11 protein-coding genes and 2 tRNA genes are annotated in these 11,717 nt (G+C 73.7%); 3 read left to right on the top strand and 10 right to left on the bottom strand.

Features of this window, described 5'->3' with window-relative positions; genetic code table 11:
* Nucleotides 1-106 precede the first annotated feature (106 nt).
* The 6 genes from AW16_RS0107810 to AW16_RS0107835 form a co-directional block, all read right to left on the bottom strand.
* The gene (locus AW16_RS0107810; RefSeq protein WP_029289420.1) at nucleotides 107-820 is read right to left on the bottom strand and encodes an ATP-dependent Clp protease proteolytic subunit; all 714 of its coding nucleotides are present in this window, start codon (nucleotides 818-820) and stop codon (nucleotides 107-109) included.
* 43 nt (nucleotides 821-863) lie between these two features.
* Nucleotides 864-1,460: an ATP-dependent Clp protease proteolytic subunit gene (locus AW16_RS0107815; RefSeq protein WP_197021589.1), complete on the bottom strand. Its 597-nt coding sequence runs from the start codon at nucleotides 1,458-1,460 to the stop codon at nucleotides 864-866.
* Nucleotides 1,461-1,712: 252 nt separating this feature from the next.
* Nucleotides 1,713-3,113, bottom strand: a complete 1,401-nt coding sequence (gene tig, locus AW16_RS0107820) for a trigger factor (protein WP_034648415.1) — start codon at nucleotides 3,111-3,113, stop codon at nucleotides 1,713-1,715.
* Between the two features lie 123 nt (nucleotides 3,114-3,236).
* Nucleotides 3,237-3,614, bottom strand: coding sequence for a DUF2809 domain-containing protein (locus AW16_RS0107825; RefSeq protein ID WP_029289426.1), 378 nt, complete (start codon nucleotides 3,612-3,614; stop codon nucleotides 3,237-3,239).
* Between the two features lie 115 nt (nucleotides 3,615-3,729).
* A tRNA-Pro gene (locus AW16_RS0107830) sits at nucleotides 3,730-3,803 on the bottom strand.
* A 66-nt stretch (nucleotides 3,804-3,869) separates the two neighbouring features.
* Nucleotides 3,870-6,095 carry an MMPL family transporter gene (locus AW16_RS0107835; protein ID WP_081861531.1) on the bottom strand — a complete coding sequence of 742 codons (2,226 nt, stop codon included), beginning with the start codon at nucleotides 6,093-6,095 and terminating at the stop codon, nucleotides 3,870-3,872.
* A 244-nt stretch (nucleotides 6,096-6,339) separates the two neighbouring features.
* Here AW16_RS0107835 and AW16_RS0107840 point away from each other — a divergent pair.
* Nucleotides 6,340-6,410 (top strand) — tRNA-Gly (locus AW16_RS0107840).
* A gap of 17 nt (nucleotides 6,411-6,427) precedes the next feature.
* Here AW16_RS0107840 and AW16_RS0107845 read toward each other — a convergent pair.
* Both AW16_RS0107845 and AW16_RS0107850 read right to left on the bottom strand, forming a co-directional pair.
* Nucleotides 6,428-6,994, bottom strand: a complete 567-nt coding sequence (locus tag AW16_RS0107845) for a sugar O-acetyltransferase (RefSeq protein ID WP_029289430.1) — start codon at nucleotides 6,992-6,994, stop codon at nucleotides 6,428-6,430.
* Between the two features lie 39 nt (nucleotides 6,995-7,033).
* Nucleotides 7,034-7,516: a MarR family winged helix-turn-helix transcriptional regulator gene (locus AW16_RS0107850; RefSeq protein WP_029289432.1), complete on the bottom strand. Its 483-nt coding sequence runs from the start codon at nucleotides 7,514-7,516 to the stop codon at nucleotides 7,034-7,036.
* 55 nt (nucleotides 7,517-7,571) lie between these two features.
* Between AW16_RS0107850 and AW16_RS0107855 the strand changes: the two genes are divergently transcribed.
* Nucleotides 7,572-8,846: an FUSC family protein gene (locus tag AW16_RS0107855; protein ID WP_029289434.1), complete on the top strand. Its 1,275-nt coding sequence runs from the start codon at nucleotides 7,572-7,574 to the stop codon at nucleotides 8,844-8,846.
* Nucleotides 8,847-8,850: 4 nt separating this feature from the next.
* Here AW16_RS0107855 and AW16_RS0107860 read toward each other — a convergent pair whose 3' ends face one another.
* Nucleotides 8,851-10,899: an alpha/beta-hydrolase family protein gene (locus AW16_RS0107860; RefSeq protein WP_156044108.1), complete on the bottom strand. Its 2,049-nt coding sequence runs from the start codon at nucleotides 10,897-10,899 to the stop codon at nucleotides 8,851-8,853.
* A 15-nt stretch (nucleotides 10,900-10,914) separates the two neighbouring features.
* Nucleotides 10,915-11,373 carry a hypothetical protein gene (locus AW16_RS0107865; protein WP_051681772.1) on the bottom strand — a complete coding sequence of 153 codons (459 nt, stop codon included), beginning with the start codon at nucleotides 11,371-11,373 and terminating at the stop codon, nucleotides 10,915-10,917.
* Nucleotides 11,374-11,550: 177 nt separating this feature from the next.
* On the opposite strand from AW16_RS0107865, the gene AW16_RS18400 reads away from it, so the two are divergent.
* Complete coding sequence (locus AW16_RS18400) at nucleotides 11,551-11,715, top strand: hypothetical protein (protein ID WP_156044109.1); 165 nt, start codon at nucleotides 11,551-11,553, stop codon at nucleotides 11,713-11,715.
* The last annotated feature ends 2 nt before the right edge of the window (nucleotides 11,716-11,717 follow it).

An 11,717-nucleotide genomic window follows, 5' to 3' on the forward strand; every position in this document is an offset into this window, starting at 1 on the left:
GGCGGGGCCCCGGGGGGGGGGGGGGCGGCGTGTCCCCCGAACAGGCCCGAGACGGACGGACGGCGGGGGCGCGCCGGGGGGCGCCCCCCCGCCGCCCCCGCCGAGGTCAGCCCTCGATCGCCTTGGGTTCGACGACCGTGGGCTGCGCACCCTTGCGGCTCGCGAGCACCTGGTCGACGATCCCGTACTCGAGCGCCTGCTTGGCGGTGAGGATCTTGTCCCGCTCGATGTCCTTGCGGACCTGCTCCAGGTCGCGCCCCGTGTGGTGGGCGAGCGTCTCCTCGAGCCACTCGCGCATGCGGATCAGCTCGTTGGCGTGGATCTCGATGTCCGAGGCCTGCGCGTAGCCGCCGCCCTCCATCGCGGGCTGGTGGATCAGCACGCGCGCGTTCGGCAGCGCGAGGCGCTTGCCGGGCGAGCCCGCGGCGAGCAGCACCGCTGCGGCGGAGGCCGCCTGGCCGAGGCACACGGTCATGATCTGCGGCTTGATGTACTGCATCGTGTCGTAGATCGCGGTCAGCGCCGTGAACGAGCCACCGGGCGAGTTGATGTAGATCGTGATGTCACGGTCGGGGTCGGTGCCCTCGAGCACCAGCAGCTGTGCCATGACGTCGTCGGCCGACGCGTCGTCCACCTGCACGCCGAGGAACACGATGCGGTCCTCGAAGAGCTTGGTGTACGGGTCCTGGCGCTTGAAGCCGTAGGCCGTGCGCTCCTCGAACTGCGGCAGCACGTACCGGCTCGACGGCGAGGCCGGTGCGAGCCCGCCCGGGCCCGCCAGGCGCCCGGCGCGGGCGATGAACTGGGACTCCATGCTCACGGTGTGTCTCCTGTCGTATCCGTCGTCGAAGGGGGCGGGCGGGTCAGGCCGTGCCGCCGCCGCCGGTGACCGAGCCGGCCGACTCCACGACGTGGTCGATGAACCCGTACTCGAGCGCCTCCTGGGCGGTGAACCACCGGTCGCGGTCCGCGTCCGAGTTGATCTGCTCGACGGGCTTGCCCGTCTGCTCGGCCGTGAGCTCCGCGAGCACCGTCTTCATGTGCAGGATGAGCTGCGCGTTGATCCGTACGTCGGTCGCGGTGCCGCCGATCCCGCCCGAGGGCTGGTGCATCATCACGCGGGCGTGCGGCAGCGCGTAGCGCTTGCCCTTGGCCCCCGACGAGAGCAGGAACTGGCCCATCGAGGCGGCCATGCCCATCGCGATCGTCGCGACGTCGGGCTTGATGTACTGCATGGTGTCGTAGATCGCCATGCCCGCGGTGATCGAGCCGCCGGGCGAGTTGATGTACAGCCAGATGTCCTTGTCCGGGTCCTCCGCCGCGAGCAGCATCATCTGCGCGCAGATGGCGTTCGCGTTCTCGTCGCGGACCTCGGAGCCGAGCCAGATGATGCGCTCGCGCAGCAGGCGGTTGTAGATGCTGTCGTTGAGGCCCAGGCCCTGGGTCTCCGTCCGGCCCATCGGCGGCACGTGCTCGTTCACGAAGGCTCCTCCGTCTGACGTCTGCTGTGTCCTGCGTGCAGCCCCTGGGGCCGTGCGCTGCAGCGACCCTAACGCGACCGGCACGGGCGTCCGCTCCCGGTCCGGCCCGTTTCGCTCACGGCGCACGACGTGCCGTCCTCGTCACCCGCGCGAGCCTGCCGCGACCCCGCGCAGGGACGGCACAGGGCCCGGTACCGCCGAGGCGGTACCGGGCCCTGTGAGGGTCGTGCGTCAGGCCTTGGTGTCGGCCTCGTCGAGGACGTCGGCCTCGTCCGTCGCGTCGGCGACGGACGAGATGTCCGCGGCACCGCCCGCGGCCTGGGCCGCGGCCTCCTCGGCCGCGTCCTCCTCGTCGGAGCCGATGAACTCGGACAGGTCGACGGCGCCGCCGTCGGCGTCGGTCACCGTGACCTCGCGCAGCGCGAGCGCGAGCGCCTTGGAGCGCGCGACCTCGGCGACCATCGCCGGGATCTGACCGCCCTGGTCGAGCGACTGGATGAACGTGTTCGGGTCCACGCCGTACTGGCGCGACGCGCTCACGAGGTAGTCGACGAGCTCGCCCTGCGACACCTTGACCTCGAGCTTCTCGGCCAGCGTGTCGAGCAGGATCTGGTTGCGCAGCGCGGTGGTCGCCTGCTCGGTGACCTCGGCGCGGTGCTCGTCGTCCTCGAGGCGGTTCTCCGACTCGAGGTGGCGGTGCACCTCGGCCTCGACGACGCCGGTCGGGACCGGGATGTCGGTGGCGGCGAGGAGCTGCTCGAGCAGCAGGTCGCGCGCCTGGACGGCCTGGTTCGAGGCCTTCGTCGTCGTGGCCTGCTCGCGCAGGTCGTCCTTGAGCTCGTCGAGCGTGTCGAACTCCGAGGCGAGCTGCGCGAAGTCGTCGTCGGCGTCGGGGAGCTGGCGCTCCTTGACCGTCGTCGCGGTCACCGTGACCTGCGCCTGCTCGCCCTCGTGCTCGCCGCCCGCGAGGGCCGTCTCGAACGACGTCGTCTCGCCGGCCGACAGACCCGTGAGCGCCTCGTCGAGGCCCGCGAGCATGTTGCCCGAGCCGATCTGGTAGCTCACGCCGGAGACGTTGTCGACCTGCTCGTCGCCGATGGCCGCGACCAGGTCGATGACGACGAAGTCGCCCTCGGCGGCCGGACGGTCGACGCCCACGAGCGTGCCGAAGCGCTCGCGCAGCGCGTCCAGGCGACCCTCGACGTCCTCGTCGGTGACCCGCGGGCTGTCGACCGTGACCTTCAGGCCGTCGAGCGCGGGGACCTCGACCTCGGGGCGGACCTCGACCTCGGCGCTGAAGTGCAGCTCGCCGGTCTCCTCGCCGGGGACCAGGCCGGGGACCTTGGTGACCTCGACCTCGGGCTGGCCCATGGGGCGCAGGTCGTTCTCGCGCACGGCCTCGGCGTAGAAGCCGGACAGGCCCTCGTTGACCGCGTGCTCGATGACCGCGGGGCGGCCGACGCGCTGGTCGATGATGCGCGGGGGCACCTTGCCCTTGCGGAAGCCGGGGATCGAGATGTCACGCGCGATGTGCTCGTACGCGTGGTCGATGCTCGGCTTGAGCTCGTCGTACGTCACCTCGACGGTCAGCTTGACCTTCGTGGGCTCCAGGGTCTCGACGGCGCTCTTCACTTCGATGGTCTCCAACTGGTCAGGGGTCCGTCGTGGCGGGTCCGACGACGGGCACGTGAGAGGCGCAGCGCGGCCGTGGACGTCATGACGACGGGTCGGGGTTCGCGCACGCGACCCTCGATGCTACGCCACGGGGACACGCCGCCGCGAAGTCGCACGTCCTGCTGCGACCACGACGACCACACCGACTGCGTAAGCGATCAGGTCGGTCGCGACGAACGTCGTACCGAGCACGAACCGGGCCGGCGGCACCCGAGCGACGACCCATGCCGGTCCCCCGGTGAGCTGCGCGAGCTCGACGATCCAGCACACCGCGAGCGCGACCGCACCGGCGGCGCGCACGTCCAGCCGCGGCGCGACGAGCAGGACGGCGAGCGTGACCGCCGCGGCGTAGGCGGCGTCCCCCGCGGCGTCGACGAGCGCGCCGGTGAACCGGGTGGCGAGCACGAGGCCGAGGGCGACGAGGACGGCGAGCGCGACGGCCAGGCGGGGACGGGTCACACGACGTGACGCTAGGTGCCCGGCCCGGGACGTCCGGCGGCAGGCTCGCGCACGGTGCGGGCCGATCCTGTGAAGGTCTGTGCAGCACGGGCGGCGGGGCCACGCGGGGACGACGTCGGGATGGCGGGATTCGAACCCACGACCTTCCGCTCCCAAAGCGGACGCGCTACCAACCTGCGCCACATCCCGTGCCGCGTGCGACCGGCCCCGGGGACCGGTCGCACGCTGCTGCACGGGATCGTACCGGCCCGGCCCCTACGCGACCGCAGCCGTCTCCCGAGGCGGCACCGGCGTCCCCGGCCACCACAGCACCCACCGCGCGAGCATCATCGTCGCGGGCAGCACCACCAGCCGGATGATCGTCGCGTCGAGCACGACGCCCACGACGAGCCCCACCCCGAACTGCTTGAGCTCGATGAAACCGAGCACGCCGAACAGCGAGAACACCCCGACCATGACCGCCGCGGCGCTCGTGATGGTCCCGGCCGTGCGCGAGACCCCGTCGAGGATCGCGTCCCGCGTCGACATGCCGCGCGCGGCGTTCTCCCGGATCCGGCTCACGACGAACACGTGGTAGTCGAGCGAGAGGCCGGACAGGACGACGAACAGCAGCAGCGGCACCCATGCGACGACGTGCCCGGTCGACGTGAAGTCGAGCACCCCCTGCGCCCACGAGCCCTGGAACACCGCGGCCAGCACGCCGAACGTCGCGGCCATCGACAGCAGGTTGAGCACGACGGTGAGCCCCGCCACGGCCACCGACCGGAACGCGACGAGCATCACGAGGAACGTCAGTGCGAGGACCGCCGACCCCACGACCGGCACCGCGCGGCGCAGGTTCGCCGTGTAGTCCGTGCCCGCGGCCGCGTCGCCGCCGACGTCGGCCGTCGCGCCCGCGATCGTTCCGACGGTCCGGGGCACGATCGTGTCGCGCAGGGCGGTGACGGCGGCCGCTCCCGGGTCGTCGGCGTTGACCGCGGCGTCGGCCAGCGCGGGTGCGACGAGCACCACCGCGGTCCGGCCGTCGGGCGAGAACCACGGCTGCTGCGACCCCGCGAGCGCGTCGGTGTCCGCCGCGACGGCGGTGCGCAGCGCGTCGACCTGCGTGCGCAGCGCGTCCTGCTGGCCGGGCTGGACGTGGGTGACGACGACGCTCGGCGGGGAACCCTGCGGGAACAGCGCGACGAGACGGTCGTAGGTCTGCACGGTCGGCAGCGTGGAGGGCAGGTCGTTCGTGTCGTCGGACTCGAGCGAGATCCCGAGCACCGGCGCGGCGAGCGCGAGGAGCCCGACGACGGAGACCACGGTCGCCGCGAGAGGCCGCCGCAGGACGGGGCGGAGCACGGCCGGCACGAGACGCGGCTCTCGCCCGCCAAGCCGCCACAGCACCGGGACCCGCGGACGCTCGGACCACCGGCCGAGCACCGCGAGCAGCGCCGGGAGCACGGTCACCGACGAGACGAGCGCGACGAGCACCACGAGGATCGACCCCGTCGCCATCGCCCCGAACGACGAGTCACCGGCGAGGAACAGCCCCGCCATGGACAGGACCACCGCGCAGCCCGAGACGACGACCGAGTGCCCGGCCGTGCGCGCCGCGACCCGGATCGCGTCGACATCGCTCCCCCGCCCGCCCGGGCGCCGCTTCTCCTCGCGGAACCGGCGCAGGTAGAACAGGGAGTAGTCGACGCCGACGGCCATCCCGACGAGCACCAGCAGGTCGGTGACCGTGCCCGGGTCGGGCAGCAGGTGCGACGCGGCCGCCCACAGCCCGAGCCCCGCGGCGACCGACGACAGGCCCAGGACGACGGGGACGGTCGCCATGACGAGCGACCCGAAGACGATCAGCAGGATGACGAGCGTCAGCGGCACGCTCAGCGTCGTCGCCTTGCCGAGCTGCGTGCCGAGCCATTCCTGGAGCTCGGCGTTCACCGACGCGCTGCCGGTCTCCCCGAAGTTCAGGTCGGGGTGGTCCTCCTGCACGCCGCGAACGACGTCCTCGACGTCGGCCACCCCGGCGGCGGCGCTCGTCTCGTCGCCGGCCATCGTGACCTGCACGAGCACCGCCGACCCGTCGTCGGACGGCACCGGCTGCGCAACGTCCGCCACGGACGTCAGCGTCCCGAGGCGGCTGGACAGCGCGGTGGCGACCACGTCGGCCTCCTGCTCGTCGAGGGCGCCGGACCGGGACGTCACGAGCACGTTCTCGACGACGGGCGACGGGTAGCCGGCGTCGGCCGCGACCTGCGCGGCGCGTCCCGACTCGCCGACCCCGAGGTCGAGGCTCGTCGCCTCGCGCGGCGCGACCAGCGCGCTGATCCCCGCGAGCGCGACGACCATCACGGCCCACAGGGCGATCGCGGTCCAGCGGTGGGTCGCGCTCCACATCGCCACGCGGGTGGTGAGGCCGTCACGTGGGGGCTGCTGCGCCGACCTGCGGTCAGGAGGGGCGCTCTGGGTACGGGAGGTGGTCTGCGTCATGCCGGTGGCCGTCCGTCCGGACTCGATCCGCTGATCGTCGATCAGATCCGAGCAGCGGTCCGCCGGACCTGATCCATCCTGGGCACACGACGAGGCGCAGTCTGTGGTGCGTGTGCCCGTCTCGGACGGGGGTCAACCCCCGGGGCCGGCACGGCGACGTGCCTCGGAGACCTGTGGACCGCGCACCCCCGCGCAGCCGGTAGCCTTGGTGCCGCGGTCAGCGCGCCACGGCGCCACGACCTGCGCGGACGTAGCTCAATGGTAGAGCCCCAGTCTTCCAAACTGGCTACGCGGGTTCGATTCCCGTCGTCCGCTCCCAGCACGAGCCCGGCTCAGATCGAGCGCACCACCCGCGCCGGGTTCCCCACCGCGAGCACGCGCGCGGGCAGGTCCCGCACCACCACGGACCCCGCGCCCACCACGGTGTCGTCGCCGATGGTCACGCCCGGGCACACGATCACCCCGCCGCCGAGCCACACGTTGTTGCCGATCGTGATCGGCTTCGCCGCCTCCAGCTTCGCGCGGCGCGGGTCGGGGTCGACCGGGTGGATCGGCGTGAGGAGCTGGACGTTCGGGCCGATCTTGGTGTCGTCGCCGATGCGGATGTGCGCGACGTCGAGCGCCACGAGGCCGAAGTTGACGAAGGAGCGGTCACCGAGGTGCAGGTGCACGCCGAGGTCGACGTGCAGCGGCGGCCGGATCCAGGAGCCCTCTCCGAGCGAGCCGAGCAGCTCGCGCAGCCGGTCCTCGGCGTCGTCGGCCCCCGAGCGCACCGCTTCGGCGAAGCGCTCCGAGCGCGCCGCGGCGGCGGTCGTGAGGGCGTGGATCTCGGCGTCGGCCTCGTACCAGTCGCCGGCGACCATGCGTTCGTACTGCGTGCGGGAGTCCTGAGTGCTCATGACGACGACGGTGCCACACGAGCGAGAACGGTGAGGTCGTCAGCCGCGCTCGGCCGTCGCCAGCACGCGGGTCAGCAGGTCCGTCAGGGTGGCGCGCTCGTCGTCGTCCAGGCCGGACAGGACGGCGAGCTCTCGGGACGCCTGCTCGGGGAACGCGGCGTCGACGAGCGAGCGCCCCTCGTCGGACAGCGAGACGAGCACGCCGCGGCGGTCGCGCGCCAGGGTCTCGCGGACGACGAGGCCCGCGGCCCCGAGGCGGTCGAGCCGCTTGGTGAGCGTCGCGCCGGGGCTCGCGGTGAGCGTGGCGACCTCGTGCGCGCGCAGCGGGCGGTCGGCCCGGCGCAACGCGGCCAGAACCTCGAACTCGCCCGTCGTCACGCCGTGGGTCCCGAGCCCGTCGTCGTGCGCGCGCTCGAGCAGCGCCGCGAGCCGTCGGACGCGCGCGGCGACCGCCATCCCCGTGGTGTCCACGTCGGGCCGGTGCCCGGCCCACTGCGCACGCGCGCGCTCGACCGCATCCATGCGGGCGACGCTATCATTTCACGATTGATTTACTGGTGAACTATCATCGCTCACGATGACCGTCTCCTTCGCCGCCTCCGCCCGCACCGTGCTCGACCCCGCACACCTGCGGGCCGCCCTGCGCACCACACCGGCGGACTCGACCGCCGCCGCGGCCGTCCGGTGCGCAGCCGCCGTCGCGGTCGCGGTCGCCGCGAGCGCGCTCACGGGCCACCGAGAGCTGGCCGGCTTCGCCGCGATGGGCGCTTTGACCTCGCTGTACGGCCGGTGGGAGCCCTACCGGCGGCGTGCGGCGCTGCTCGCCGTCATGGGCGGGGCGATCGCCGCGACCGTCGTCGCCAGCACCGGCGTCGCCGCGACGGGGGCACCCGTGTCGGTGACGGTGCTCCTCGCTGCGCTCGTGGCCACGGCCATGACCGCGCTCTGCGCGCTCCTGCGCGTCGGGGCACCGGGAGCGACGATCGTGGTCTTCGCCGTCGGGGCCGGGCTCGCGGGCGCGCCCACGGCCTCGGACCTCGGAACGCGTGCGCTCGCGACCCTCGGCGGCGCGGTCGTCGCCTGGGCCGTCTGCTGCTCCGGATGGCTCGTGCACCCGGCGGGCCCCGCGCGCATCGCGGTGCGGCGCGCGGCCGACGCCACCCGCTCCGCGGCCAGCACCGGGCTGCCGGGCCCCCGCGAGCACGCGCTCGCCCTCGTCGGACGCGCCCGCGACGTCCTGGCCGACGACGCATCGCACCCACGCGGACGCTCCGCGACCGCCGACCTCCGTATGGTGTGCGACGACCTCTCGTCGGCGCTCGGCGACCCCCCGCTCCCCCTGCCGCGTCGGCGCACGCTGCGCGCCACGCTCGCCGTGGAGGTCCGCCGCGTCGACGGCCGCGAGCTCGCACGCGTCCTCGTCGCGGGCCTCGCCGCCGGGGCGCTCGCGGTCCTCGCGGGCACCGGGCACGCAGCGTGGGCGGTCATGGGTGCGACCGCGACCCTGCAGGGCACGTCGGCCGCGCACTCGGTGGTGCGCGGCACGCAGCGAGCCGCCGGGACGGCGATCGGCGCGGTCGTCGCGTGGCCGCTGCTCGAGGCGCACCTGGGGTTCTGGGCGGTCGCGGCGCTCGTCGTGGTGCTGCAGCTCGTGACGGAGATCGTCGTGATGCGTCACTACGGCGTCGCGATGCTGACGATCACGCCGATGGCGTTGCTCATGACGACGCTCGCCGCACCCGGCGACCCGACCACCCTGGCGTTCGAGCGCGTCACGGCGACCGTCGTCGGTGCGGTCGTCGCGGTCGCCGTGCTCGTCGTCGTCCCGCGCCGATCGTCCGGCGCGGCCTGAGCGCCTACGGCGCCGCCGGAGCGGTCCCCCACCCGTCGAGCTGGCGCTGCACCGCCTCACGGGCACGGTGCAGCTGCTCGGCGACGAGTCGTCGCTCGGCCCATGCCGCCTCACGCGTGCGCAGCGCGTGCTCGATCCGCTCGAGCTCGTCGTCGGCCACGTCCAGGCCGTACGCCGCCGCGACCATGCGCGCGAGGTCCGCCCGGTAGTCGTGCCCGCGCGCGACGAACACGCCGGGGACCGAGGCCGTCGCGTTCTTCAGGTCGACCAGGGTCAGCACGAACGACACGAGCGGGTACCAGTGCGAACGCCGGGACACCCCGTCGGGACGCTCGTCGACCGGGCCGAGCCACGAGGGCTGCTGCACCGCGAGCGCGACGTCGAACTTGGTGATCGGGTCCTCGTCGTGCGAGAGCAGGACGTAGCGCTGGGCCGCGCGACGCTCGTCGTCCTGCGCGCGCCACTGCTCCCACGACGCGACCTCGACGGCCTGGCCGTCCGGGTCGTCGTGCTCCGGGTCGAGCCGCCACTGCCGCGCCCACGCGCTGCCGGCAGGCGTCCCGACGAACAGCGCGCGGTCCATGCCCACGCGCTGCAGGCCGCGCACGCCCTCGTGCAGGAACGCGTCCTGCAGCGTGTGCGCGCCGAGCGACTCGCCGAACCCGACGAGGCGCGGCCGCCGGTCCTCGGGGATGCCGCGCAGTCGCCACGTGAGCGCGTGCAGCAGCGCACGGTTCTGCTCACGGCCCATCGCGACCCGGTCGAGAGACAGGAACGACGGCCGCAGCGAGTACTGCAGCGCGACCGTCGCGCAGTCGCCGCGCGTGAGGTACTCGAGCGTCTCGACGGCCACGTAGTTCACGTAGCCGGTGCCCGTGGGCGACGCGACGCAGATGACGCTGCGCTCGAACGCGCCGAGCTGCTCGAGGTCACGCATCACGAGGTCGACCCGGGCGTCGACCGTCGGCGCGCTGGCCAACCCCGCGAAGGCGCGCACCGGCTCGCGGACCCGGTCCTGCGGCACGCCCGTCACCTCGGCGATGTCCTTCGAGGTCAACGCCATGTTGACGAAGCGCACGCCCTCGCGCGACAACGACGGCCACTCGATCGAAGACGCCGGTCCGCCGCTGACGTTCGCACCGGTCGGCGGGCTCGTGTACGCCGCGTCGATCGCGGCACCGCCCGCCTCGGCCGTCCGCAGCGCGTACTCGACCGCGGCGTACGCCCCCGCGACCGTCGCACCGAGCGCCACCGCGTGGCCTACGGCTCCCGCGGTGCGTCCGGCCCCGGGGGCGACGCGCCGGACGCCCGCGCTCACGGAACGCGCGAACAGTCCCTCGAGCGCGGCGAACGACTGCAGCCCCACGTTGACCGCGGCGCCCAGCGCGAGCGAGCGCGCGAGCGGCGGCAGCGGCACGGTCGCAGGCGCCGTGTCGTCGCCCGTGCTGCCGGTCAGCGGGTCGGTCGCGGGTGCGAGCCGCGCGGCCTCGTGCTCGTCGTCGGCCCGGAACCTGCGGATCTGCGTCGCGGCCAGCGCGGTGCCCGCCACGAGCCCGGCGCTCGCGGACAGCGCACGCAGCCCGCCGTGACGTCCGTCCGTGCGCGCGTCGGCGGACGCGAGCGCCGAGACCGCGACGCCCGAGAGGCCGACGCGGAACGTGCGCCGGCCGAGCGTCCGGACGGCGGCGCGTCGCACGCGCTCACCGTGCCGCGGAGGGACGGCCTTCTCGACCAAGGCCCCCGCAGCCGCGAGCACCAGCCCGGCGCCCGCCTGCACCGCGAACCGCCGCGCGCGCGCCGACGCGCTGCCGTCGTCGCCGACGAGGTGTCGCGCGATCGCGACCGACACCGACTGCGACGTCACGACCAGCCCGTACTCGGTCGCCGCGACCAACCCGGTGGCGACAGCCTGGTCGCGGCCGTCGCGCGCCAGCAGGCCGGGCATGAAGGAGGCCCCGGTGGCGGCCGTCGAGACGAGTGCGGCAGTACGTTCCGCGGGATCGCTGCCCGCCACGAGCGCGCCCAACCCGCGTAGTGCCTTCGATGCGTCCATGCCACGATTCTCCCGTCAATGCCCCCGCAGGTCCGGCACCGCGAGCGTGTCGACCGTGGCTCCTTCCGCCTGCACGCCCAGGATCCGGCGCACACCCACGCGGGCAAGCATCAGCACGGCGATCAGGCCCGTGACCGGGACGAAGCCGCCGAGGCTGACGCGGTCGCCGAAGACCACGTCGACCGCCTCGAGCACCAGCAGCTTCGAGCCCGGAAGCACCAGCAGGAGCATGCCCGCGGACACGGCCCGACGAGTGGCCGTTCGGGCGGCACGCAGGCGAGCGACGAGGCGAGTCTTGACAGCGACCACAAGCTCGAGCACCACCTTGAGCAGGACCGCCGTCAGCAGCGAGACCGCGAACGACTCCGTCAGCACCGACGGCACGAGCTGCGTCGTCAGGTTGAGGACGACGACGTAGACGAACAGGTCGACGACGTGCAGGGCCCACGACTCGCGGCCGGCGTGCTGCGTCACACCCGGATCGTGACGGTCGACCCCGTCGGCGTCAACGACCCGGCTGTGAGGTACCTCAGTCGCGCGGACCGAACTCCTCAGGGTCCATGCATGGGCGGTCGCCCGATCCGGCGGACCCCACCTCACGACCAGTGTCGTGGTGTCGGATCCATGAGGGCAGCACGGGAGGAGAGCACGATGATCGAGCTCTGGGCACGGACCGCGGACGTCGAGCTGGCGTACCACCGCGAGCGCATCGTCGACGGGTTGCAGGCGGCCCGCGCACGCCGGGGGCGGCACCGTCCGCCGCGCCGGCGCGCGGGCGACCGCACCCGCACCGGTGACACCCGCGTCGCTGCGTGACG

The organism is Cellulomonas sp. HZM, assembly GCF_000708885.1.
Taxonomy (GTDB): domain Bacteria; phylum Actinomycetota; class Actinomycetes; order Actinomycetales; family Cellulomonadaceae; genus Cellulomonas.

Coding starts and splice junctions, on each gene's coding strand:
- AW16_RS18400 (WP_156044109.1), top strand. CDS start 11,551: ATGATCGAGCTCTGGGCACGGACCGCGGACGTCGAGCTGGCGTACCAC.
- AW16_RS0107815 (WP_197021589.1), bottom strand. CDS start 1,460: ATGGGCCGGACGGAGACCCAGGGCCTGGGCCTCAACGACAGCATCTAC.
- AW16_RS0107850 (WP_029289432.1), bottom strand. CDS start 7,516: ATGGATGCGGTCGAGCGCGCGCGTGCGCAGTGGGCCGGGCACCGGCCC.
- AW16_RS0107860 (WP_156044108.1), bottom strand. CDS start 10,899: ATGGACGCATCGAAGGCACTACGCGGGTTGGGCGCGCTCGTGGCGGGC.
- AW16_RS0107855 (WP_029289434.1), top strand. CDS start 7,572: ATGACCGTCTCCTTCGCCGCCTCCGCCCGCACCGTGCTCGACCCCGCA.
- AW16_RS0107835 (WP_081861531.1), bottom strand. CDS start 6,095: ATGACGCAGACCACCTCCCGTACCCAGAGCGCCCCTCCTGACCGCAGG.
- AW16_RS0107845 (WP_029289430.1), bottom strand. CDS start 6,994: ATGAGCACTCAGGACTCCCGCACGCAGTACGAACGCATGGTCGCCGGC.